We start from the raw sequence: 22,746 nt of genomic DNA, 5'->3' as shown, positions 1-22,746 counted from the left end.
CCGCTCGTCATCCGGGTTTCCGGGTCGATCGGATGCGGGGCAGGAGATTGTAAAAGAAGAGCACCAGCCCGACGACTTGCCCGACTCCCGCGAGCACGACCACCCAGCGCTGCGGCAGCGGGGGCGCACTCGGCCGCACCACCTCGCCGATGAAGCGAGCGGTGGTGGACACCGTGAGCAGCCAGTAGGCCAGCTCCGCCGCCGCGGGACGGTACTGCACATCGGTCCGCTCGGGACGAGGAAACATCCAGAGCGCGACGCCGAGGATCATCATCATCACGAACCCCACCAGGATGACGTGCGTGTGCGCGCTGATGAGCCTGGGCGTCGGATACTCCCCCGCGAGCTCCCGCCGGATCAGCATCCAGATCCCGAGCCCCAGACCGGCGAGCAGAAAGCCGATCGCGGTGCGCAGGTAGCGCCGGACCAGTGGGCTCACGGATGCATCCCCCTCACCGGCCGAGTCGGGCCGGTACGTCGGCCGGCGAGCAGGTCGGCCACCGACGTGTCAGCGAAGAAGCCCGCCACCTGTGCGGCAACCGCCTTCCAGCTCGCGTGCGCCTCGCAGGCCTGGGCGTCGCTGCACACCGGGCGGCCGAGCAGGCATTGCCGGCCGTCACCGATCCGATCGAACAATTGGATCACCGTGAGGAGGGTGAGGTCCTCCGGCGGGACGGCAAGCCGGAAGCCGCCGCCCTTCCCTCGCGTCGAGCTCAGGATCCCCTCCTGCGCGAGGCGGTGCAGCGTCTTGGACAGATAGTTGCGCGGCACCGCCAGCGCCGCGGCGATCTCGTCCACGCGGGTGGCCGACTCCCCCGACCGCTGGGCGAGGAAGACGACGGTGCGCAGGGCGTATTCGGCGGTTTGGGAGAGCACAGTGGGTCGAAGAGAGCGGGTTTCAGGTGTATTTCATCATATCATCATGATAAAGTCCGATATTACCCATCGTCAAGCTGACGCCAGACCAAGGGGCGTCGACGCCAGGAGGGTAAAGAAAAGCTCATGGAGCCTTCACGGTCTGCCGCTGCTCGGCGGACGATGTTTCCCAGAACCCCAAACGCCTCCATCGAAAGGTGCGCTCCAATGTCGTCGAAGCTGTCGATCCTCGCTCTCGTTGTCCTCGCGCTGCTCCCCGGGTGTGGTGGAGAGCAGTCCAAAGCGGCGAGCGGCACGTCCGCCGCCGCTGCCGATGCGGCGCCCCCCGCCCCCGCCGCGACGGGCACCGTGATCGAAGTGAAGGCCATCAGCGACGAGACCGGCAACCACTTCGTGCCGAACAAGCTCGAGGCGCACCCCGGGGATGTCCTCAAGTTCACCCTGGTGAGCGGGGTCCACAACGTGAGCTTCCCCGCCGACAAGAACCCCGGAGCCACCGGCCTCCCGGAGCCGAGCGACCTGCTGCAGCTCCCCGGCCAGACGCTCGAGGTGCCGGTCTCGTTCAAGCCGGGTGAGTACCACTTCCAGTGCGACCCCCACGCGGCCCTGGGCATGACCGGGGAGCTCGAGGTCGAATAATGCGAACCCAAGGAGACCACATCATGTCCCGCCTGATGCAGTGGGCCGCTCCCCTGTCCATGCTCGGCGTGGCCGCATGCGGCGGCACCAAGCCCGTGGCGCCGGGGCAGCGCGCCATGGCGACCGGCGACGTCCAGAGCGCGGCGCTCGCCACCTACGTGAAGCCCGGCGATCTCGACACCTACTATCTGTTCTACTCCGGCGGCCACTCCGGTCAGGTGTTCGTCGCCGGCGTGCCGTCGATGCGCCACATCGCCACCATCCCGGTGTTCGCTCCGTATCCGGGGACCGGCTACGGCTTCGACGAAGCCAGCAGGAAGATGATGGGCGACTACACCTGGGGCGACGTCCATCACCCGGCTCTCTCCAAGACCAACGGCGACTACGACGGTCGCTGGTTGTTCGTCAACGACAATGCCAACAACCGGATCGCGCGGATCAACCTGCGCGACTTCAAGACCGCCCAGATCCTGGGCCCCATCCCGAATACGATGGGCAATCATGGCTCGTCGATGGTCACCAACAATACCGAGTACGCCCTGGTGGCGACCCGGTTCTCCGTGCCGCTCGGCTCGAAGTACGAATCGCTCGACGACTACGCCACCAAGTACCACGGCGCCTTCACCGGGATCAAGGTGGACCCGAAGGACGGTACCATGTCGGTCGGCTGGCAGATCATGACGCCGCCCTTCGACTGGGATCTGGGCGCCACCGGCAAGGGCCCCAGCGACGGCTGGGCGTTCTGGACCTCGTACAATAGCGAGCGCGCCACCGGCAAGCTGGAACAGACAGCCAGCCAGCGCGACCGGGACTACGTCGCCGTGGTGAACTGGAAGGCGGCCGAGCAGGCGGTGAACGCCGGCAAGACCTTCGAGTCGGGCGGCGTGAAGATGGTCGACCCGGCCAAGGTGCCCGGCGTCATGTATCTCCTGCCCTGCGGCAAGAGCCCGCACGGAGTGGACGTCGAGCCCAACGGTGAGTACGTGATCTGCTCCGGCAAGCTGCAGCCGACCTCGACCGTCTTCTCTTTCAAGAAGATCCAGGAGGCGATCGCCAAGCAGGACTTCACCGGGAACGAGGACGGCATCCCCGTGATCCGGTATGAGGCGGCGGTGGTGATGGAAGTGCCGGTGGGCCTGGGCCCGCTGCACACCCAGTTCGACGGCAAGGGCAATGCGTACACGTCGCTGTACGTGGAGAGCGCCATCGCCAAGTGGAAGCTGCCGCCCTACGCGCCCGGTACCGATCCCAAGTCGGTCGTGCTGGACAAGATCCCGGTGCAGTTCAACGTCGGCCACCTGGTCGTGGCCGAGGGCGACACCCGCCACCCGCAGGGCACCTACCTGGTGGCGATGAACAAGATGTCCAAGGGTCGGCACCTGAACGTCGGACCGTCGATTCCGGAGAGCTCGCAGCTTATCGACATCACCGGGGCCAAGATGAAGATGACCTACGAGAGCTTCACCGAGCCCGAGCCGCACTTCGCGCAGCTGGTGCGCCGGGAGCTGATCAAGCCGATTGAGTTCTACCCCAAGGAGGAGAACAAGGATCCGGATGCGGTGTGGAACCCTCAGGACGCCAAGGTGGTGCGCCACGCGGCCACCCGTACCGTGGAAGGCAAGGTCTACGCCATCCGCAGCTACTTCGAGCCCGGCCGCATCCAGGTTCAGGAAGGGGACACGCTGGTGCTCCATGTAACCAACGCCGAACAGTCGAGAGACGAGATCCACGGGTTCGGCATCACGGCGTACGACAAGAACATCGTGATCGACCCGGGGGAAACCAAGACGGTGAAGCTGGTGGCCCGGAAGTCGGGAGTCTATCCCTATTACTGCACGAACTTCTGCTCGGCGTTGCATCAGGAGATGCAGGGTTACCTCGAAGTGGTGCCGCTGGGGCAGGTGATGGGACTCTATCGCAATAACCAGGGCGAGATGTTCGCGACGAGCCAGCAAAAGGCCGCCGTGGCGAAGCGCGACGTCGCGCAACGGTGATCGCATGAGATACCTCATCGTCAACCGCCGCCGGCTCCTCATTGGAGCCGGCATCCTGGCCGGGCTCGCGATGGTCCTGCCGCTTTGGGGCATGACGCTGGTCAGCACCCAGTATCCCGAAGGGCTCCGGATGGTGGTGTATTCCAATCACATCCGGGGCGACATCGACGAAATCAACGCCCTCAACCACTACATCGGGATGACTCGAATCCGGGACGGCTTCTTTCCCGAACTTCGTCTGCTCCCGCTCGGGCTCGGCCTGGTGGCCGTGGGCTGTCTCTTCGCGGCCCTCGTTCGGCGAATCTGGGCGGACCTGCTCCCGTTGACGTTGATGATCGCGATCGCGGGCTACGGCCTCTGGTCGATGGCTCACCGGCTGTACCAGTTCGGCCACGATCTCGATCCGACGGCGGCGATCCGCATCGCTCCCTTCACTCCGCCGATGCTGGGTCAGAATCAGATCGCCCAGTTCGCTACCTATTCGTACTTCTCCTGGGGCACCTTCCTGGCCCTCGGAGCGGGCGGGCTCGTGACGCTGGCGCTGGTCGCGGATCTGGCGACCCGCCGGCGTCCGTCCAGGCGGCCAGTGGGCGCCGTGAGCCCTACGCCGTCGGGTGTGCCGGCCTGATGCTGGTCATCTCGCTCCTGCTCGTGCAGGTGGCTGCCCCGGCTCGGACGCTGGTGGTGAGTCGCGGGGTGGACGCGCAATACGTGACCATCGGGGCCGCACTGGCGGCGGCTCGGCCGGGCGACACGATCCGGGTCCGACCCGGCACCTACGCCGAGCGGCTCGTGGTGGATCGTCGGGTCACCCTGCTGGGAGATGCGGGCGCGGAGCTCGACGGCGAGCATCGCGGCACCGTGGTCACCATCACGGCCGACTCGGTGACCATCGCCGGTCTGGTGATCCGCTCCAGCGGGCGTTCGCTCAATGCCGATGAGGCGGCGATCAAGCTGGTTCGCGTCCGAGGCGTCCGGGTGCTCGGCAACACCATCGAAGACCCGCTGCACGGCATCTATCTGCTGGAAGCCCACGACGCCACCATCCGGGGGAACCGCATCACCGGTGCGGCGGAGCTGATCGAGCCCCGGCGTGGTAACGGCATCCACCTCTACGGTTCGACCGGGAACCGGATCGAGCAGAACATGGTCCGCGGCACGCGCGACGGTCTCTACTTCTCCTTCGCCAGCGGCAACACGGTGCTCGGCAACACCGTCTCCGGCGTGCGCTACGGCCTGCATTACATGTACTCGGATGACAATCTGTTCGAGCGCAACATCTTCACCCGAAACGCCGCCGGCGCGGCGATCATGTTCTCCAAGCGCATCACCTTCCGGGAGAACGTGTTCGCGCAGCACGTCGGCTACCGGGCCTATGGCATTCTGCTGCAGACCGCCGAGCAGGTGGTGGCCGAGCGCAACCGGATCGAGGGCAACCTGACCGGGCTCTTTCTGGACGGCGCTATCGGCGACGTGTTTCGCCGCAACCTGATCATCGGAAACGGTGTCGGGATCGACCTCCTCGCCAGCGCCGAGGCGAACACGTTCACCGAGAACGTGATTACCGACAATCGGGTCCCGGTCCGCAAGGTGCTCGGCTCGAGCGAGAATGCCTGGGCCGAGGCTGGCCGCGGCAACTACTGGGGTGATCCCGCCGTGTTCGACCTCGATCGGGATGGCATCGGCGACCGGCCCTATCGCGTGGGCGACGCCTTCGCGACCCTGGCCGCGACCCGTCCCGCGCTCGACCTGTTCACCGGGACGCTCGCTGCGCGCGCCCTCGCCTGGGCGGAGGACGCGTTTCCCGTGTTCGACGTGCCGCGGGTCGAAGACCCGCGGCCGCTGGTCCGACGTCCTTTCGTTGCCCCCAGGAGCACCGGCCGATGATCCGCTACGAGCAGTTCACCAAACGGTACGGCAGCATTGCCGCGGCGCGAGACGTGACATTCTCCGTCGCTCCCGGCGAGACCCTCGCGGTCATCGGTCCGAACGGATCGGGCAAGACCACGACCCTCAAGGCGCTGGTCGGCCTCATCCGGCCCACCTCCGGCCGGGTCCTCGTCAACCGCCTCGACGCCACCAGCGGCGGTGCCACCGCGCGCAGTGCGGTCGGCTATCTCCCGCAGCGGCTCGCCTTCCCCGAGGGCATCACCGCTCGCACTGCGCTGCGGCTCTATGCCCGCCTGCGGAGCGTGCCGTCGGGCCAGGCGGACATGCTGCTCGAGCGGGTGAGCCTTGGCGACGCGGCGGATCGCGTCGTCGATGGGTTCTCGGGTGGCATGCGGCAGCGCCTCGGGCTCGCGGCCGCGCTGATTGGCGAGCCACCCGTACTCGTGCTGGACGAGCCAACCGCAGCGCTCGATCCCACCGGCGCGCTGCTGGTCCGGGACCTGCTCGCCGAAATCCGCCGCGACGGCATCACCGTGCTGCTCTCCTCCCATGACCTCGCTGAGGTAGCCAGCCTCGCCGATCGCATCGCCATCTTCACCGCCGGGCGGGTCAGCGCCGTGGGAACACTCGACGAGCTCGAGCTGTGGGCCAGCGTGCGTGGCATCGAAGAGGTCTATCGCCACCTCACAGGCGCGCTGCCGCTCAGGCGCGTGGCATGAGGTCGCCGGCCCGCAGCAGCCGGCGGCGCGCGGCGGACGCCGTGCTCGTGATCGCCGGCGCGGAGCTCCGAGCCGCGCTGCGTGGTCGTCTGCTCCAGGGCTTCGCGGCCCTCTTCGCGGTGTTGGCTATCGGCATCTCCCTGGCTGGGCTCGGCGCCAGCGGGCAGGTGCTGGTGCAGGGATTCGTGCGGACCGCTACCTCGTTGCTGACGCTCTCCCTCTACCTGCTGCCGCTGCTCGGGCTGGTGGTGGGTGCGTACACCTTCGGCTCGGAGGATGGCGGGACCGAGATGCTCCTGGTCCAGCCGGTGAGCCGCCTCACCGTTCTGCTGGGGCGCGCACTCGGGCTCGCCGCGGCGCTGGGTGGCGTGGCGGTGGTGGGCTTCGGGATCGCGGGTGGAGTCGTCGGCGGGTTCGCGGGACGGGATGGGCTGGCGGCCTATCTCACCGTGGCTCTGGGGACGACGGCGGTGGGATGGGCGGCACTCGCGGCGGGCATCCTGATCGGCGTGGTGGCCCGTCGGCGGCCGGCGGCGATCGGGGCGGCTCTGGCCGCCTGGCTCTGCGCCGCGGTGCTCTACGATCTGTTGGCGATCGCGCTGCTGCAGTTCACCGGCTCAGGCGAGCCAGGCGCCTACCTGGTGACCCTCCTGGCCATGAACCCGGTGGACGGCATCCGTGCGCTGGGGCTGGTGACGCTCGGCGCCGACGTACTGCTGGGGCCCACCGGGGCCGCCATGCAGCAGGCGCTCGGTCCCGGAGGCGGTGCCGTCTTGATCCTGGGCTCGCTCGGTGCCTGGTGCGTCCTGCCGGTCGCGCTGGCGGCGTGGCTCTACGGGCGACGGGACTTTTAGAAGGACGGCGGCGACGGCACGGACGGCAGAGATGCAGGAAAGAACCGCAGTCTTGCTGTTCGGCTCCGAGTCGCCGTGGACCTGTCGGGGTTCCGCCGAGGCCCCCCAAGCTTCACGGGCCTCTCGTCTCCAGGGAGGTCCCTCGGTTGAGCGGTAGCTCCATGATGGTCTGCCCCTCCTCGTTCTTGACGATGATCCGCCGGACATTGCCTTCCTGGATCAGGTCCTTTGCCCGGGCGACGAGCCGCTCTCCACTCACCTTGTGCTCCTCGCGCGGGCTCTCACTGGACGTCATGAGTGATTCCTCCGATGTGATGCGCGGCCTCCGGCCGCTGCTGGATTCCCGCCTCCCGTCGATTTAGTCTGCCACAGCCGCTATGGCCGAAGCCTGCCGCGCGCGAAGCGCGCGACTGTAGCTCACCGGATACACGCCGGCGTCTCGCAGCCGTCGCAGCTCCTCCGGCAGCGAGGCGAGCTGCGCGGCGCAGTGCGCGCGGACCTCATCGAGAGCGGGATGGGGCCGGAGCAGCTCGCCCCTGGCCATCACCGGTTGGAGCAGCGGCTCGGCGCCGGCCGGCACCGGCTCGTCCTCAAGGGCCAGCACATCGGCCGCGAAGCGGCCGTCGGCCCGGCGCGTGCGCAGGATCTGCTTCTCCCCCACCCAGGTCTCCTTGTCCTGGCTCAGCTTGAGGATGTCGCGGCCATCGAAGCGCACCAGCTTGTACACCATGTCGAGCGAGGGCGCGTCGGCGGAGACGTTCATCCGGGTCCCGATCCCGAACGCGTCGATCGGCGCGCCAGCGGCCAGGTACGCCTCGACGGCGTGCTCGTCCAGGCCGCCGCTCACCAGGATCGGCACGCCCGCCAGTCCGGCCGCGTCCAGAATGGCGCGCACCTGTCTGCTGAGCCCGACGATGTCGCCGCTGTCCAGCCGCACCCCGGCCAAGCGGCGGCCCTGCTGCGCAAGCAGGCCGGCCACTTCCACCGCCTTGTGGGCGGCGGCGACGGTATCGTAGCTGTCGAGCAGGAGGACCGCGCCCGCGGGAAAGGTCTCCGCGAAGGCCCGGAACGCTGCCATCTCGCTCGTAAATGCGGTGACGAACGAATGCGCCATGGTGCCGGTGACCGGAATGGCGTACTCCATCCCGGCGAGCACGTTGCTGGTGAGCTCGCACCCGGCGATATAGGCCGACCGCGCCGCTTTCATGGCGGCATCGATGCCGGGCGTGCGCCTGAGCCCGAACTCCGCCACGGATCGCCCTCCTGCGGCCAGCACGACGCGGGCGGCCTTGCTGGCGAGCAGCGTCTGCAGATGGCAGAAATTGAGCAGCGCCGACTCCACCATCTGCGCCTCGAGGATGGGGCCGCTCACCTCCAGGATCGGCTCGTCGGCGAACACCACCGTGCCCTCCGGCACCGCGCGGACCTCGCCGGTAAAGCGGAAGCCCACCAGCCATTCGAGGAACGCCTCGTCGAAGAGTCCGAGCGTGCGGAGATGTGCCAGGGCCGAGGACGAGAAGCGTAGGGCGTGGAGGAAGTCGAGCGCGTCCTCCAGCCCCGCCGCTACCAGGAACGCACGCGTCTCGGGCAGCCGGCGAACGAACAGGCTGAAGCTGGCGGGGCCACGAATGCCATGGCGGAAGAAGGCGGCCGCCATGGTGAGCTCGTAGAGGTCGGTGAAGAGCGCCGCGTCCCCGAGGCGCAGCGGCCCCGCGTCGAACCCGCCCTCGGCGTCGCGGATGGCCATCGCGATCCTCTCCCTATCGAGACGGCCGAAAGCTACTGTCCGCCGGGAGCGGTGGCGAGCTTGCGCTCTCCGCCTGCCCCCTCCAACCTTAGCCGTGCAGCAGATCAAGGGGGCGGTACTCAAATCGCGGCTCGCGTTCGTGCAGGAGCACTTCGGCGCGGACGGACTCCGGCGCGTGCTCGCCGCCCTGCCTGAGGGCGATCAGCGCACCCTCCGCATCGTCTTCACTTCCAACTGGTATCCGTTCGAGCTGGGCAAGACCCTCGACGACACCATCGTCCGCGAGCTGGGCGGCGGCAAGGCTGAGTTCTTCGAGCGGCTCGGCGAGGCGTCCGCCGTCAAGAACCTCGGCAGTATCCACAGCGGTTATCTCACCCAGGGTGATGCCCACGGGTTCCTGGCCAAATCGCCCTCGTTCTACTCCCTCTACTATGAGAGCGGCCACCGGGAGTACCAGCCCATCGGGCCTCGCGAAGGGGTGTTCACCACCTATGACGCCGAGACCTTCAGCGCGCCCGATTGCCTGACCGTGATCGGCTGGTATCGGAAGGCCCTGGAGATGTGCGGGGTGTCAGGCGTGCGGATCCTGGAGGAGGAATGTCGAGCACGGGGCGGACTCGTCTGCCGCTACCGGGTGACTTGGACCTGATCCGCGTCCAGCTGCTCGGCGGCGCCCGCCTGCGCACCCTCGTCGTCCTGCTCCGAAGGATGGGGCTGGAGTGATCTCCGCCGCTGACGCCCTGGCGCGCCTTCGGGAGGGCAATCGCCGATTCGTCGCCAATCAGTTGGGGACCGGGGCGTCCACTCCCGAGCGCCGGGTGGCGCTGCTGGCGGGCCAGGAGCCATTCGCCATCGTGTTGGGCTGCTCCGACTCCCGCGTCCCCGCGGAGCTGGTGTTCGACCAGGGCTTCGGTGATCTCTTCGTCATCCGCGTGGCCGGGAACGTCGTGGCGCCCTCCCAGGTCGGCAGCGTCGAGTTCGCCGCGTCGCGCTACGGCACCCCGCTGGTCGTCGTGATGGGCCACTCGCAGTGCGGCGCGGTCTCGGCGACGCTCGAGGAGCTCCTCGGCGGCGAGACGGCGCAGTCCCGTAACCTGCGCTCCATCGTTGATCGGGTCCGTCCACCGCTGGAAACCTTGCTGTCAGGCCGGGATGTGGCCGACCCCGCCGCGTTGATGGCGGAAGCCGTTCGGGCCAACGTCCGGGCCTCGGTGGATCACTTGCGGCACGGGTCCGAGCTGCTGGAGGAGTTGATCAGGAAAGACGGGCTCCTGGTAGTCGGAGCGGAATACTCGCTGGAATCGGGCATCGTGACGTTCTTCGAGGGCGCGTCGCCGACCAGTTAGTCGTCAGAACGGAGCTGCTTGCTGGTTGCGTTTCATGGAGCGGCGGCCGTGCGCGAAGCGGAACGGGGCGCGGATCTCTCCACGCCCCATTCGTATGCGGTTGCGTCTGCTAGCGAGGAGCGCTCGAACTATCGGCGCCCATGCGCGAACTATCGGCGCCCGTTCTAGAACTATCGACGCCCTTGTTGATTGTGTCACCCTTGGAGGTGACCGGCTGCCCCTGGTCGGGGCGAGTCTTGGTCACATTCGGCCCCAGGGTTGATTTACCGGACGAGTCGGTGACGCCGGACTTCGTCTGGTTGGCTTTGGCGGAATCGGACATTCCTGCAGCGGTCGTATCGCGTGCCGTCCCGACCTGCTCGTCGGTGCGGTTCTTCGCGCAGGCCAGGCCTCCAACCAACAAGACGAGGGCGGCGAAGCGCATTGGTGATGGAATTCGCATTTGGACTCTGGCTAAGGTCATGTAAAAATGCGCCCTGGTGTGCGCCGGCGCCTCCCTATCTTCTAGTTTGGACAACGCGGCCTCGGCACTTGCTTATAGTCGCCCGGAGGCCGCGCTTCCGTGAGCCGAATCACGTCGTGCTGCCGAGAGATCCTAGCTCCTGGCCGTGACCCGGGCCCGCGCCACTACCGTGCTATCTACCCCGACATCCTTTCCGAGCCGCCACGCCGATTTCAGGTGGTCCTGCAGCATTGGCAACTCGTACGCGACCAGCTTTCTCACCGGCGCGGAGCGGGCGGATTCACCCTCATTCTTGAGATAACTCACCGCGTCCATGTGGTTCCGGATCACGGTGGCCACGTACTCCCGATCGAATGTCTTGGGATCGGCCTGCTGCAGCCGGTCTAGCTTCCGCTGGTGCAGCGGGCCCAAGCCGGGCGTGAAGGACACGCCGTGCTTCGACGCCATGACAGTCCATTGATCTTGAAGCTTCTGGTGATCAGCGACCATCTGCTGCGCAAACTGCTTGACGGCGGGATTGCCCGCCTTGCGTTGGGCGGCCTCGCCGAGCCGGACCTCCAACAGGTTGTCGGCAGCCGCCTCGTGAATGAACTTACTGTCGCGCCGGATGCTATCGGTGCTTGCGGCCGCCGTGGAGCTTGTGCTCTTCTGGGTACCTGGTGTCGCTTGCGCCTGCAACGAGGCGAATGACGCCACTGCGAGCAGCAATCCGGCGGCTGTGATCGCGTGATGTCGTCCTGACATATGCTTCCTTCCTTTCCTGCGTTCTCTGTCTCAAATATGTGGTCCGTCTCCTGACCAAGTCGGCGCTGAAGAGTCAGCGCGGCCAGGACGTAGGTCGGCCGGGCAAATCCTAGACCAGTCCACACCTGGCGATTTGCAGGTTTGAGTGCCGTCGGGAGGGACAGTTTGGCCTCCGGAATTCGCGCCCGGACAAGGTGACACGCCCGCCCGGCTGGCGGCTGAGTGAGGTCGATCACTGCCCTTGTGGTTGCGCGCGGTCAGCTTATCGGGGCTCGCCTGATGGCGGAGACGATCTGGACGAAGTCGAGGAGGTCAGAGATGCGATATCCATTGGCAGCTGCCCTGCTGGTCATAAGCCTGGCCGGGTGCAAACGCGGGGCTGAAACCGGGCGCGTCGGAGAATCCCGAGACACACTGATCACGAACAAGCAGACACAGGACACCACCATCGTGACCCACGACACGACCGTAAAGGTGGACACGACTACCAAGCACGGTGATCGGACCTTGCGTGCGGACACCGTGAAGAAGACGAGTGGTACGCAGCCGAGTACCTCGGATACCACTAGGGCTCGGTAACACTGCTTAGACGGCGGTGGCAGCCGCCGTCCTTCAATCCGATGCGGACAGGCACGCCGGGGCGCCGGGGAGGACAGGGCACGCTGGCGTGCCACATCCGATCGTCCAGGAGCAGCCACAGCGGCAGGGGACACGAGCATGGAGCACCAAGCCGCTGCGTCGCCCCGATTACCGCGACCCAAGTGAGGCGCTGCATGCCGCGCCCCAGCCCAGGGGAGAGCCCGTCACTCACGGCGACAACCGCTCCCTTCTCCACTCCTTTCCCTGATCCGCTCGCACATACTGAATCCGATCGTGCAGGCGGCTCTCCCTTCCCTGCCAGAACTCGATCGCATCCGGCACCACCCGGTACCCGCCCCAGTACTCCGGCAGCGGCACATCGCCCTCCCGGAAGCGCGCCTCGACCTCATGCAGATCCGCCTCCAGCACCGACCGTCCCGGGATCACCCGGCTCTGGTGCGACGCCCATGCGCCCAGCCGGCTGCCGAGCGGCCGGCTCCTGAAGTAGCGCTCCGACTCCTCGCGCGACGTCGCGGCCACGCGGCCGGTGATCCGGACCTGCCGCTCCAGCTCCCCCCAGTAGAACACCAGGGCCGCTCGCGGATTGGCGGCCAGCTCGGCACCCTTCCGGCTTCGGTAGTCGGTGAAGAAGACGAAGCCGCGCTCGTCGAACGCCTTGAGCAGCACGATGCGGGCAGACGGCGCGCCGTCCGGGGTAGCGGTGGCCAGGGTCATGGCGGTGGGATCGGGCACCTGCGCGTCCTGCGCCTCCGCGAACCAGCGGGCGAACTCGACCATCGGATCGTGGCTTACGTCGGCTTCATCGAGCCGGGCGCGCGCGTACTCCCGGCGAAGATCGGCGATGGACATGGCCCTAAGGTAATCCGATGATGGCGCCCACGTGGCTAACTTTGGCACATGCCCCGGCACGTGCCACTACTCGGTGAGCTGACCGCCGCCCTCCTGCTGCTCGGCGGTGTCGCTCCGATCCTGCCGGCCCAGGTCCCTCGCGTAGAGGAGCGGCGCACCCTTCGGGTGAACGGACAGGAGCGCAGCTACCTCCTGTACGTTCCCAGCGGGCATCGGAGCGACCAGCCCGCGCCGCTGGTGCTGGTGTTCCACGGGGGCGGCGGCCGGGGCCGCGGGATGGCGACCCATACCGGGTTCTCCCGACTCGCCGAGCGCGAGGGGTTCGTCGCGGTGTATCCCGATGGGCTCGGCCGCCGCTGGAACGACGGCCGGGGCTTCGCCGCAAGCCACGACGACGTGGGGTTCGTCCGCGCGCTGCTCGACACGCTCCAACGCGGGCTGAGCCTCGATCCCCGCCGGATCTACGCCACCGGCATCTCCAACGGCGCCATGTTCTCGTACCGTCTTGCCTGCGATCTGCCTGGCGTGCTCGCCGCCGTCGCCCCGGTGGCCGGTGCCTTGCCCGCCCAGCTCGAAGCCGGCTGTGCTCACACGAGTCCGGTGTCGGTCCTGGCCTTCCAGGGCACGGCCGATCCGCTGGTGCCGTATGCCGGAGCTGGGGTGGCCGGGACACGAGGCAGCGTCCTTGCCGCGGAGCGCAGCATCGCCTTCTGGGCCGAGGTTGACGGGTGCACCGGTCCGCCGGGCACGACGCTCGAGCCGGATCGGGTCCACGATGGCACTCGGGTCCGGCGGAGGGAGTTCACCGGCTGCCGGGAGGGGCGGTCGGTGGTGCTCTATGCCATCGAAGGCGGGGGACACACCTGGCCGGGCGGGCCGGCGGCGGGGCGGATCGTCGGACGGGTGACGCGGGAGCTGGATGCGACGGAGGTGATCTGGGCGTTCTTCGCGACGCAGACGAGGGCCCGGTGAACGGGACGGTCGCGTGCTGGGACTGACGATGGACTTCCAGCTCACGCTCTCCGCCATCGCCCGGCGGGCGGAGTGTCTCTACGGACGGAAGCAGGTGGTCAGCCGCCGGCCCGACCGCTCGCTGCATCGCACCTGCTACGCCGAGTGCCTCGAGCGCGCCCGCCGCCTGGCCGTGGCCCTGGCGAGGCTTGGCGTCCGTCCCGGTGACCGGGTCGCCACCCTCTGCTGGAACCACCACCGGCACTTCGAGGCGTACTTCGCCGTCCCCTTCCTCGGCGCGGTGCTGCACACGCTGAACCTCCGGCTGCATCCCGACGAGCTCGCCTACATCGCGCGACACGCGGAGGACCGGATCCTCATCGTGGACGCATCGCTGCTGCCGCTGCTCGAGCGGTTCCGCAGCCGAGCCGGGCTCCAGGAGATCATCGTGGTCACCGATGGCGGTGAGGTCCCGCCCGGGATGCTGAGCTATGAGGCACTGGTTGCGGACGCCGATCCCGCCGGGTTCCAGCCGCTCGAGCTCGACGAGCGTACCGCCGCCGCCATGTGCTATACCTCCGGCACCACCGGCCGCCCGAAAGGCGTGCTCTATTCCCATCGCGCCCTGGTGCTCCACTCGATGGCCACCGCCATGGCCGGAAGCTGCGCCATCCAGGAGTCGGATACCATCCTGGCCCTGATTCCCATGTTTCACGTCAACGCCTGGGGGCTGCCGTTCACCGCGGCGCTCACCGGTGCCGGGCTGGTGCTGCCGGGCGAGCAGCTCGACCCCCGCTCGCTGCTCGAGCTCTGCCAGACCGAGCGCGTCACCTTCAGCGCCGGTGTCCCCACCGTCTGGCTCGGCGTGCTCGAGCTGCTGGATGCGGCACCCGCCGCATACGACCTTTCGGCGCTGAGGACCATCGTGATCGGCGGCGCGGCCGCGCCCGAATCGCTCGTGCGAGGCCTGGAGGAGCGGCACGGCCTTCGTCCGGTCACCTCCTGGGGGATGACCGAGCTCGCGCCGATCGGCACGATCGGCCGGCTCACCACCGAGGGCGAGGCGCTGCCCCCAGCCGCCCGCCACCTGCTACGGATGAAGCCGGGGCAGCCTGGCGCCCTGCTCGAGCTGCGGGTCCGGAACGAGACCGGCAACGTGCCCTGGGACGGGACCTCCATGGGCGAGCTCGAGGCCCGCGGCGCCTACGTTGCCTCGGCCTACTACCGGCCCGACGGGGACACCGGCTGTTTCACCGAGGACGGCTGGTTCCGTACCGGCGACATCGCCACGATCGACCCGTTGGGATACATCGAGATCCGCGACCGCAGCAAGGACCTCATCAAGTCGGGTGGCGAATGGATCAGCTCGGTGGCGCTGGAGGGCGCGCTGATGGGGCACCCCGCCGTCGCTGAGGCCGCGGTGGTGGGCGTGGCCCATCCCAAGTGGCTGGAGCGGCCGCTCGCCGCCGTGGTGCTGCGGGAGGGCCGGGCCGCCACGGCGGCGGAGCTGCGGGACCATCTCGATGGCCGCTTCCCACGCTGGTGGCTGCCGGACGACATCGTCTTCGTCCCGGAGATCCCCCGAACCTCCACCGGCAAGTTCCTCAAGTCCGCGCTCCGGGAATCGCTGCGCGGCCACTATGGGGTCCAGTGAACCCGCTGCTCGACCTCTCCGCTCGGCCGGTCATCGCCCACCGTGGCGCCTCGGGGCTGGCGCCGGAGAACACCCTCGCCGCGTTCGAGCTTGCCATCCGTCAGGGCGCGGATGCCCTGGAGCTGGACGTGCGGCTCACTCGGGACGGGGCGGCGGTCGTCATCCACGATGCCACGCTCGATCGGACCACCGACCGCGCCGGGCCGGTGCTCGCCCAGACGCTGGCCGAGCTGCGAATGGCGGATGCCGGCGCGCGGTTCACCCTCGACCGCGGGCGGACCTTCCCCTTCCGCAGCACCGGTGTCCGCATTCCGACGCTGGCCGAGGTGCTGTGGGCGTTTCCCAAGGTACCGGTGCTGGTGGAGGTGAAGGAGCCCGAAGTGCAGGAGGCCGTGCGCCGGGTCCTTCTGCAGGAAGATGCGGCCGCCCGGTGCGTGCCCGCGTCGGAGCATGGCGCGGCGCTTCAGGCCTTCCGCGAGCCTCCGTTTGCCTGCGGCGGGTGCGGCAGCGACATCGCGCAGCTCTATTGGGCAGTCATGTTCCGCCGCCGCCTGCCCCAGGCCGGGTACCGGTTCCTGTCGGTTCCCCATCGGCACCGTGGCCTGCCGGTCCCCACCTCCCGCTTCGTCGCAGCCGCACGATCGCTCGGCTCGCCGGTGCATGTGTGGACCATCAACGACGCAGCCACCGCCCGGCGCCTGTGGGCGCGGGGGGTGGCGGGGATCGTGACCAACCTGCCGGAGCTCGTGCTGGACGGGCGCCCCTAGCGGCTACTTCGACCTACCGTCCACCTCGGCCGTGATCTGACTGCCATCGTCGAGATTCGCGATGATCCGGTAAGTACCCGCCGTCCAGTTCTTGGTGCTGAGATTGAAGATGAACTGCCCCGACGACGGCCGGAAATTGATCCCGTCGTCCGCCGGCGAGGTGATCAAGTCCTCGTTGATTGGCGTCTCGGCCGTATTGTCGAGCTTCACCACCGCGATGGTCGCGACGGCGCTGGTGATCGGCGTAGTGCCGTCCGCCTTGAAGAGCTGGAACTTGGTCGGGATGGTCGAGCCGATCTTGAAGCTGCTCCGGTTACCGGTCGTCAGGTTCGGATTGATCGGTTGCAGGAACGAGTGTCCGGCCGCCACGTTGTAGAGCACCTTCATTGCCCCCGCACCGCTCGCCGTCGTGAAGTTCGGGTCGCTCCCATTGTAGGAGAGCGCGACGGTCAGACCGGTCCCGCTCGGCGGGAACGCCGACGTAGTGAACGTGGCGGTGAAGTTCCCGCTCGCCTGGATCGTGGCCGGCTGGGTCTGGCCATTGACCGTGATGGACGCCGCGCCCGAGGGGAATACCGTCGCGGCCGTTCCCAGGTACTTGAGGTTGCCGCTCACGGTGCTCGAGCCCTGGCCCACGACCACGTTCGGGATTGCCAGACTGTTGAACGAAGGCGTGGCCTTCTGCACCGTCAATCCCCCGTTGACCAGCACCACCTCGTAATTGCTCAGCACGCCGCTGGGCGAGCCCGAGACCTCGGGAATAATCGGGTACGGGCTTCCGGACACTCCGGTTGTCGGCGTCACCAGGGCCAGCCCGCCGGTCGCGATGTACGCGGTGTACGTCGCCGAGATGTTATCGCTGAACTTGACGCCCACGATGCTGCCGGTCAGGGGGGCCGGGACGGCATTCCCGAACGTCTTGCTGGTGCTGTTCGCCGTCACCGTGAGCGTGGCCTGAGTGATCGCCAGGCTCGCTGGAGTGAAGGCGAGCGCGTAGTTCCCGCCGGCCGTCAGCGTGCCCTGGTTGATGGCATACGGACTACCCGGGACAGTCTCACCCGCCAGGCGGAACAGGCCGCCGGTGAAGGCATCGCCGCCGACCAGCGAGCCGCTGGTGAGATGATAGGTGAGCGACGGATCGGCATTCCCGTAAACCTTGGTCTTGGCGTCGGCCGCCACCGCGATCGGCCGCTGGCTGATGGAGGCGGTCGTCGTGGCCGTTGCCGGGACCAGCGCGTAGTTGCCCGCGTCGCCGCCCGAGAGGCCGAATCCGCTGGCCGTCACGCTCTTGGTCGTGCCGACGTTCTTGTCCGCGAAGCTGGCCGTGCCGTCGCTCAGGCTCACGTCATCGCTCAGCAGCACACCGGTGAGGCTGCGGGTGAGGATCGCCGCGACGGGGGTGCCGTCGTAGACCTTGTCGCTCGCGGTGATATGCGGCGCGAGGGCCGCCTGGGTGATGCTCGCCGTGGTCGAAGCGGTGCTGTTGGTCGGGTCATAGTTGCCGGCGTCGGCCCCGCTGATCCCGATGCCACTCACGCTCACCGGCTTCCCGTTCCCCACGTTCTTGGTATCGAAGTTCGCGCTGCTGTAGCTCAGCGTGATGTCGTCGCCGGCGACCCGGTTGTCACCCAGCGTGACCGTAGCCGCGGTGGTGGCGTCATACACCCGATCATGCCCGGTCGCCGTCGCCACAAGCGGCCGCGTCGTGATGTCGGCGCTAGTTGTGGCGCTCGTCGGATCGAGGACGTAGTTGCCCGCGTCGGCGCTGGCCAGAGTGAAACCGGTTCCCGTCACGTTCTTGCCAGTTCCGACGTTCTTGTCCCCGAAGCTGGCCGCACCACCGGTCAGCGTCACGACGTCACTGGCCAGGATGCCGGTGAGGCTTCGCGTCGCGATGGTCGCCGCGCTGGTCCCGTCATACACCTTGTCGCTGGCCGTGATGTGCGGCGCCAGGGAGGCCGGAGTGATGTCGGCCGCAGCGGCGGTGGTCGTGTTGCCGAGCTGATAATCGCCGGCGTCCGCGCCGCTGCCGATCGCGATGCCGATGACGCTCACCGGCTTGCCGTTCCCGACCTGCTTGTTGACGAACGTCGCGCTGCCATAGGTAACCGAGAAGACGTCACCCGCTACACGATCATCTTGCAGCGTGACGGTGGCCGCGGTGGTCGCGTCGTAGACCTTATCATGCCCCGTTGCGGTCACCGCGAGGGTGCGTGCAGTAATGTCGGCCGAGGCGGTCAGTGTGCTGGAGGCCAGCTCGTAGTTTCCGGCGTCGGTCCCGGCCAGGCTGAAGCCGGTCCCGGCCACCGTCTTGCCCACGCCCACGTGCTTGTTGGCGAAGCTCGAGCTGCCGCCGCTCAGGCTCACGTCGTCAGTTCCGATCACCCCGGTGAGCGTGCGGGTCGCGATGGCCGCCGCCGGGCTGCCGTTGTAGACCTTGCTGGCCGCCGTGAAGTGGCCGGTCACCGTGGCCGGCATGATGTCGGCCGTGGTGGCCACGGTCGTCGAGGCCAGGACATAGTTTCCGGCGTCGGTGCCGCTCAGGGTCAGTCCCGAGACGGTGATGGTCTTCCCCGTACCGACGTTCCTGTCGTCAAAGGTGGGGGTGCCAGAGCCGAGCGTGAGCGCGTCGCCGACTACCCGATCGTCGCCCAGCGTCACGGTCGCGGCCGCGGTGCCGTCGTAAACCTTGTCCTGCGCCGTGGCCGTGGCTGTGAGCGTGCGCACCGTGATGTCGGCGGTCGTGGTGAGCGTCGAGGAGGCAAGGACGTAATTGCCTGCGTCCCCACCCGAGAGCCCCAGGCTCGTCGCGGTCACCGTTTTTCCAGAGCCCACCTGCTTGTCCGAGAACGTTGGTGTCCCGCCGGTCAGCGACACGTTGTCGGTCCCGATGACGCCGGTCAGCGTGCGGGTGGCCAGAGTGGCCTGGTCCGTCCCGTCGTAGACTTTGTCGTTCGCGGTGATGTGCCCGGCCACGGTGGCAGGCGTGATGCCGGCCGTCGTAGTGAGCGTACTGGATGCCAGCAGGTAGTTCCCGGCAGCCGCACCGGCCAGGCTGAAGCCGGTTCCGGTGACGGTCTTACCAGTGCCCACGCTCTTGCTGCCGAAGCTGGCGCTGCCGCCGGTGAGTGACACGGCCTCGCCGCTCACCACCCCCGTGAGGGTGCGGGTGAGGATGGTAGCGCTCGTCGTGCCATCGTAGAGCTTGTCGCTGACCGTGAAGTGGCCGGTCACCGTGGCGCTGGTGATGTCAGCCGTGGTAGTGACGGTCGTGGACGCGAGGACGTAGTTCCCGGCGTCGGCCCCGGACAGAACGAGGGTGGTTGCCGTCACCGTCTTCCCCGTCCCGATGTCTTTGGTATCGAACGTGGCGTTGCCGCCCGTGAGGGTGACTGCGTCGCCTGGCAGCACGCCCGTGAGGGTACGAGTCGCGAGGACCGCTGCCGTGGTCCCATCATAGCCCTTGTCGTTGGCGGTCACATGACCCGTCAGCGTCAGCGGGGTGATATCCGCAGTGGTGATGGCGAACGTCGCGGAGAGCACGTAGTTGCTGGCGTCCGTTCCCGCCAGCGTGAAGCCGGTTCCGCTGACAGTCTTGCCGTTGCCGGCCGTCTTGCTATCGAAAGTTGCCGACCCGCCCGTGAGAGTGACGTCATCGGTGCCCACCACGCCGGTCAGGCTCCGGGTGACGATCGTGGCCGTGGTGGTGCCGTCGTAGGCCTTGTTGCTGACCGTAATGACCGGAGTCACGGTCGCAGTGCTCACGGTGAGCGTATTGGTCCCGTTCGAGGCCGTGAAGCCGGCGTCTCCCGCGAAGCTGGCGGCCACGCCGGTGGAATAGACGCCAGCGTCGATCGCGGCGAGGCTCGCGGCCGCGATAGAGGCCACGCCCGAGGCGTTGGTGGTCGCGGAGCCCGCGCTCGAGCCGTTCAGGCTGAAGCCGATCGACTTGCCCGGCACTGGATTGCCGCCCGAGGTCAGCGTAGCCGACAGCGCGGCCGTTGCACCGTAGATGCCGGAGGCCGGAGCCACCGTGAGCACCGTGGCCGGGGCCCTCACCGTGTGCGCCGCCGTGGCGCTGGTGCTGGCCGCGAAGCTAGCATCGCCCGCGTAGGCGGCAGTCAACGTGCGCGGGCCGCTCCCGGTGAGCGTGATCGAGCAGGTGCCGGCCGCCACCGTGCCGGTGCACGTTTCCGTCCCGCCGCTCGCGCTTACCGTCACGTTCCCGCCTGGCGTCCCGCTGCCCGGCGGGCTGGCCGTCACGGCGAAGTTGACCGCGACCGGCTGCCCGGCATCCGATGGATCGGGCGTGTCGGAGGTGATCGTCGTGCTGGTCGCGGCCTTGTTGACCGTCTGGGTGAAGCTGGCCTCGCTGGGGCCGAACGAACCGCTGCCGTCGTAGCAAGCGAGGACGCTATGAGCTGCCACTGACAAATTGTTGGCCGTGTAGGTGACCACTCCAGCCGCGCTCGGCGTCTGGTTGCTCTGGAGGCTGGTGCCAGGCGTGGTGCAGGTGCCACCCTCGATGAAGCTGATGCTGCCAACCGTGATGGGCGTAGCGCCGTTCTTCACGGTAGCGGTAAGCGTGATGGACTGGCCGAACACCGACGGGTTGACCGAGGAGGTCAGCGTCGTGGTGGAGAGGGCCTGGTTCACGGTCTGGGTCGCGATGACCGTGCTGGTACTGCTCGCGAACTTGGGAGCCGATGGCGCGTCGGGGGTGTACACGGCGGCCACTGGATGGGCGCCCACCGCAAGCGAATTGGTGCTGCCGCTGGCGGCCACACCAGCGGACAGCGTAACCGGCGAGCCGAAGTTCGAGCCGTCGATCTTGAACTGGATGGAGCCGGTCGGCGTCCCGGTTCCCGCCGGACCGCTCACCGAGGCGCTCAGCGAGATCGACTGCCCGAAATTGGACGGGTTCACCGAGGACGACAGTACGGTGGTCGTACTCGCCGGATCCACCGTGTGGCTGAAGTTCGGGGAGGTGCTCACGTCGAAGTTGGCGTCGCCGGAATAGACCGCCGTGATGGTGTGGGCACCGCCCGTCAGCGTGGAGGTACTCACCGAGGCGGTACCACCCGAAATGGTCTGCGGAGCACCCAGGTTGACCCCACCATCTTTGAACTGCACCGTGCCGGTAGGGCTGGGCCCGCCCGCCACCGTGGCTGTGAAGGTGACCGACGCGCCGAAGGTGGAGCTCGCGGGGCCGCTCACGGTCGTGGTGCTCGCCCGCTTCACCACCAGGGTCGTCGTGGCGGTCTGGGTGATGCTGGTCGAGCAGTCGTTGCCGCTGCCGCCCGTGCCAGTGGCTCGCACGACGATCGTGCTGGTGCCGGTCGCAACCGCTCCCGTGGTGTTCACGGTCAACAGGCTGAACTGATTGCCGCTGGAGGTACCCGTCAGGGTGCTGGGCACGAGCGTCGAGCTGGCACCTGACGGGAGCCCTGAGACCGAGAGCGCCACCGTGCAGCTCCCGTTGCCGTTGAATCGGACCTGCACCGAGTTCGAGGCGACGGTCCCGTAGGTGGCCGAGCCTGGCGGGTTGAGCGGGGTCGGGCTCTGGGTTCCTAGGATGGTGACGCTGTTGAGCCCGGTGTTGTCCGTGAACGTCGCCTGCGCGGTCCGGCCGGACGTCTGGCCGGTGGCGGTCAGCGTGAAGCGAACACCGATGGCGGCCGAATCAATGGCGAACTGCTGGTCGAGAATGTGCCCCGCGTCATCGGCCACGGTGGTCAGGCTGACTTCGGGGTGAACCGACGGACTCGCGTCTTCCTGGATCACCAGCCGCACCGTCTCACCGGGCTCCCATCCCGCGCCAGTCACGATCACGGTGTCGGGGGGGAAGTAGTCTTCCCGGTCGGTCTGCACCGTGGCGATGTTCGGATCGCTGGGCTCGCCGGCTATCGTCGCGAGCACGACCGCGCTGGTGCGGCCACCGGTCGCGTCGGAGCTGGTGCCGGCGGCGGGCAGGAGCGCAAACGTCGCCATGTTGGTGTAACCGATCTGCACGCCCCCGCTGGTCAGGATGGCCGAACCCGCCTGCGTGAGTACTTGGACGTTCGAGTAGACTGTAAACGTGCTGTCCGCGGCCACCGATGCGCTGGAGATAGCGCCCAGCCAGCCATACCTCAACGACATCTCATCCGAGTTGTCTTGCAGCACCACGACGCCCGGCCCATGGCTCCCCGCCGAGTCGGGCCGCACCCATCGCGCCAGATTCCGGATCAGGTTGTCCTTGGCCGTCCGGTTGGTCGAGCCCACGTCCGGCGTTCCCGACCAGACCGCCACCCGCCCCATGAACGCCTGCTTGATCCGTGCGGCGATCGTCGGATCGCGCAGCAGGGCGTAGGGTGTGGTGCCCGCGCCATCCGCCAGCGACGGCACCAGGAGGACGGCGTAGCCCGCGAGATCGACCGTCGCCAGATCCATCGTGCCCTGAGTACCGTCATAGGCGCCGTCGATGCCGCCCGGAAAGAGGGTCGTGTCGGCGCCAAGCGCGGCGACGATCGCGCCGCAGCCGGCGGCATCGATCGAGACCGGGCAATAGACCAGCGCTTTCTGGGCGGCCAGCGATGCTGGAAGGCTGAGGCCAGCGGCGAGCGCGAGTGCCGCAACCCAGGCACGGGTGATTTTGGACATGGTCGATCCGG

19 protein-coding genes are annotated in these 22,746 nt (G+C 67.9%); 11 read left to right on the top strand and 8 right to left on the bottom strand.

The features are described 5' to 3' along the window. Positions 1–7: 7 nt before the first annotated feature. Both VHR41_15860 and VHR41_15855 read right to left on the bottom strand, forming a co-directional pair. Positions 8–439 carry a cbb3-type cytochrome c oxidase subunit I gene (locus VHR41_15860; GenBank protein ID HEX3235673.1) on the bottom strand — a complete coding sequence of 144 codons (432 nt, stop codon included), beginning with the start codon at positions 437–439 and terminating at the stop codon, positions 8–10. Further along, on the bottom strand, positions 436–876 hold the full coding sequence (locus tag VHR41_15855) for an Rrf2 family transcriptional regulator (protein HEX3235672.1): 441 nt from the start codon (positions 874–876) through the stop codon (positions 436–438). Before VHR41_15855 ends, VHR41_15860 begins: the two co-directional genes overlap by 4 nt. Before the next feature lie 207 nt (positions 877–1,083). On the opposite strand from VHR41_15855, the gene VHR41_15850 reads away from it, so the two are divergent. The 6 genes from VHR41_15850 to VHR41_15825 are packed head-to-tail and all read left to right on the top strand — an operon-like array spanning position 1,084 to position 6,972. Next, positions 1,084–1,515, top strand: a complete 432-nt coding sequence (locus tag VHR41_15850) for a plastocyanin/azurin family copper-binding protein (protein ID HEX3235671.1) — start codon at positions 1,084–1,086, stop codon at positions 1,513–1,515. A gap of 23 nt (positions 1,516–1,538) precedes the next feature. Next, positions 1,539–3,509: a Sec-dependent nitrous-oxide reductase gene (gene nosZ, locus VHR41_15845; GenBank protein ID HEX3235670.1), complete on the top strand. Its 1,971-nt coding sequence runs from the start codon at positions 1,539–1,541 to the stop codon at positions 3,507–3,509. 4 nt (positions 3,510–3,513) lie between these two features. After that, entirely contained in the window at positions 3,514–4,137 is a 624-nt protein-coding gene (locus VHR41_15840; protein HEX3235669.1) for a hypothetical protein, read from the top strand. Further along, a complete protein-coding gene (locus VHR41_15835; protein HEX3235668.1) occupies positions 4,137–5,396 on the top strand; it encodes a nitrous oxide reductase family maturation protein NosD in 1,260 nt (419 codons plus the stop codon). Before VHR41_15840 ends, VHR41_15835 begins: the two co-directional genes overlap by 1 nt. After that, a complete protein-coding gene (locus tag VHR41_15830) occupies positions 5,393–6,118 on the top strand; it encodes an ABC transporter ATP-binding protein (protein HEX3235667.1) in 726 nt (241 codons plus the stop codon). Before VHR41_15835 ends, VHR41_15830 begins: the two co-directional genes overlap by 4 nt. Continuing rightward, positions 6,115–6,972, top strand: a complete 858-nt coding sequence (locus VHR41_15825; protein ID HEX3235666.1) for an ABC transporter permease subunit — start codon at positions 6,115–6,117, stop codon at positions 6,970–6,972. The genes VHR41_15830 and VHR41_15825 overlap by 4 nt, the downstream gene beginning before the upstream one ends. A gap of 112 nt (positions 6,973–7,084) precedes the next feature. Here the strand turns inward: VHR41_15825 and VHR41_15820 are convergent, their stop codons facing one another. Beyond that, positions 7,085–7,267: a DUF4342 domain-containing protein gene (locus VHR41_15820; protein HEX3235665.1), complete on the bottom strand. Its 183-nt coding sequence runs from the start codon at positions 7,265–7,267 to the stop codon at positions 7,085–7,087. 63 nt (positions 7,268–7,330) lie between these two features. After that, positions 7,331–8,719, bottom strand: a complete 1,389-nt coding sequence (locus VHR41_15815) for a nicotinate phosphoribosyltransferase (GenBank protein HEX3235664.1) — start codon at positions 8,717–8,719, stop codon at positions 7,331–7,333. 94 nt (positions 8,720–8,813) lie between these two features. On the opposite strand from VHR41_15815, the gene VHR41_15810 reads away from it, so the two are divergent. After that, positions 8,814–9,368, top strand: coding sequence for a hypothetical protein (locus VHR41_15810; protein HEX3235663.1), 555 nt, complete (start codon positions 8,814–8,816; stop codon positions 9,366–9,368). A 70-nt stretch (positions 9,369–9,438) separates the two neighbouring features. Beyond that, positions 9,439–10,065, top strand: coding sequence for a carbonic anhydrase (locus tag VHR41_15805; GenBank protein ID HEX3235662.1), 627 nt, complete (start codon positions 9,439–9,441; stop codon positions 10,063–10,065). 109 nt (positions 10,066–10,174) lie between these two features. On the opposite strand, the gene VHR41_15800 is transcribed toward VHR41_15805, so the two are convergent. From VHR41_15800 to pdxH, 3 genes are all read right to left on the bottom strand, one after another. Beyond that, positions 10,175–10,489 carry a hypothetical protein gene (locus VHR41_15800; GenBank protein ID HEX3235661.1) on the bottom strand — a complete coding sequence of 105 codons (315 nt, stop codon included), beginning with the start codon at positions 10,487–10,489 and terminating at the stop codon, positions 10,175–10,177. 171 nt (positions 10,490–10,660) lie between these two features. Further along, positions 10,661–11,272 carry a DUF4142 domain-containing protein gene (locus VHR41_15795; GenBank protein HEX3235660.1) on the bottom strand — a complete coding sequence of 204 codons (612 nt, stop codon included), beginning with the start codon at positions 11,270–11,272 and terminating at the stop codon, positions 10,661–10,663. Between the two features lie 807 nt (positions 11,273–12,079). Continuing rightward, positions 12,080–12,721 carry a pyridoxamine 5'-phosphate oxidase gene (gene pdxH / locus VHR41_15790; GenBank protein ID HEX3235659.1) on the bottom strand — a complete coding sequence of 214 codons (642 nt, stop codon included), beginning with the start codon at positions 12,719–12,721 and terminating at the stop codon, positions 12,080–12,082. Positions 12,722–12,769: 48 nt separating this feature from the next. Between pdxH and VHR41_15785 the strand changes: the two genes are divergently transcribed. The 3 genes from VHR41_15785 to VHR41_15775 are packed head-to-tail and all read left to right on the top strand — an operon-like array spanning position 12,770 to position 16,093. After that, positions 12,770–13,693 (top strand): PHB depolymerase family esterase, encoded by a 924-nt coding sequence (locus VHR41_15785; GenBank protein ID HEX3235658.1) that lies wholly within the window; start codon positions 12,770–12,772, stop codon positions 13,691–13,693. A gap of 13 nt (positions 13,694–13,706) precedes the next feature. Continuing rightward, a complete protein-coding gene (locus VHR41_15780) occupies positions 13,707–15,326 on the top strand; it encodes a long-chain fatty acid--CoA ligase (protein HEX3235657.1) in 1,620 nt (539 codons plus the stop codon). After that, positions 15,323–16,093, top strand: coding sequence for a glycerophosphodiester phosphodiesterase (locus VHR41_15775; GenBank protein HEX3235656.1), 771 nt, complete (start codon positions 15,323–15,325; stop codon positions 16,091–16,093). The genes VHR41_15780 and VHR41_15775 overlap by 4 nt, the downstream gene beginning before the upstream one ends. Before the next feature lie 3 nt (positions 16,094–16,096). On the opposite strand, the gene VHR41_15770 is transcribed toward VHR41_15775, so the two are convergent. Then, positions 16,097–22,735, bottom strand: coding sequence for a YDG domain-containing protein (locus tag VHR41_15770; GenBank protein HEX3235655.1), 6,639 nt, complete (start codon positions 22,733–22,735; stop codon positions 16,097–16,099). Positions 22,736–22,746: the final 11 nt, after the last annotated feature.

It is taken from the genome of Gemmatimonadales bacterium, from assembly GCA_036265815.1.
GTDB lineage: Bacteria > Gemmatimonadota > Gemmatimonadetes > Gemmatimonadales > GWC2-71-9 > CAVVWJ01.
Note: the sequence above shows the minus strand (reverse complement) of the source record. Positions and strands in the feature narration are given on the sequence as shown.

Excerpts from the sequence above, each read along its gene's own strand:
- VHR41_15850 (HEX3235671.1), top strand. The coding sequence starts at position 1,084 with ATGTCGTCGAAGCTGTCGATCCTCGCTCTCGTTGTCCTCGCGCTGCTC.
- VHR41_15800 (HEX3235661.1), bottom strand. The coding sequence starts at position 10,489 with ATGCGCTTCGCCGCCCTCGTCTTGTTGGTTGGAGGCCTGGCCTGCGCG.
- pdxH (HEX3235659.1), bottom strand. The coding sequence starts at position 12,721 with ATGTCCATCGCCGATCTTCGCCGGGAGTACGCGCGCGCCCGGCTCGAT.
- VHR41_15815 (HEX3235664.1), bottom strand. The coding sequence starts at position 8,719 with ATGGCCATCCGCGACGCCGAGGGCGGGTTCGACGCGGGGCCGCTGCGC.
- VHR41_15830 (HEX3235667.1), top strand. The coding sequence starts at position 5,393 with ATGATCCGCTACGAGCAGTTCACCAAACGGTACGGCAGCATTGCCGCG.
- VHR41_15820 (HEX3235665.1), bottom strand. The coding sequence starts at position 7,267 with ATGACGTCCAGTGAGAGCCCGCGCGAGGAGCACAAGGTGAGTGGAGAG.
- VHR41_15835 (HEX3235668.1), top strand. The coding sequence starts at position 4,137 with ATGCTGGTCATCTCGCTCCTGCTCGTGCAGGTGGCTGCCCCGGCTCGG.
- nosZ (HEX3235670.1), top strand. The coding sequence starts at position 1,539 with ATGTCCCGCCTGATGCAGTGGGCCGCTCCCCTGTCCATGCTCGGCGTG.
- VHR41_15795 (HEX3235660.1), bottom strand. The coding sequence starts at position 11,272 with ATGTCAGGACGACATCACGCGATCACAGCCGCCGGATTGCTGCTCGCA.
- VHR41_15785 (HEX3235658.1), top strand. The coding sequence starts at position 12,770 with ATGCCCCGGCACGTGCCACTACTCGGTGAGCTGACCGCCGCCCTCCTG.
- VHR41_15770 (HEX3235655.1), bottom strand. The coding sequence starts at position 22,735 with ATGTCCAAAATCACCCGTGCCTGGGTTGCGGCACTCGCGCTCGCCGCT.
- VHR41_15825 (HEX3235666.1), top strand. The coding sequence starts at position 6,115 with ATGAGGTCGCCGGCCCGCAGCAGCCGGCGGCGCGCGGCGGACGCCGTG.
- VHR41_15840 (HEX3235669.1), top strand. The coding sequence starts at position 3,514 with ATGAGATACCTCATCGTCAACCGCCGCCGGCTCCTCATTGGAGCCGGC.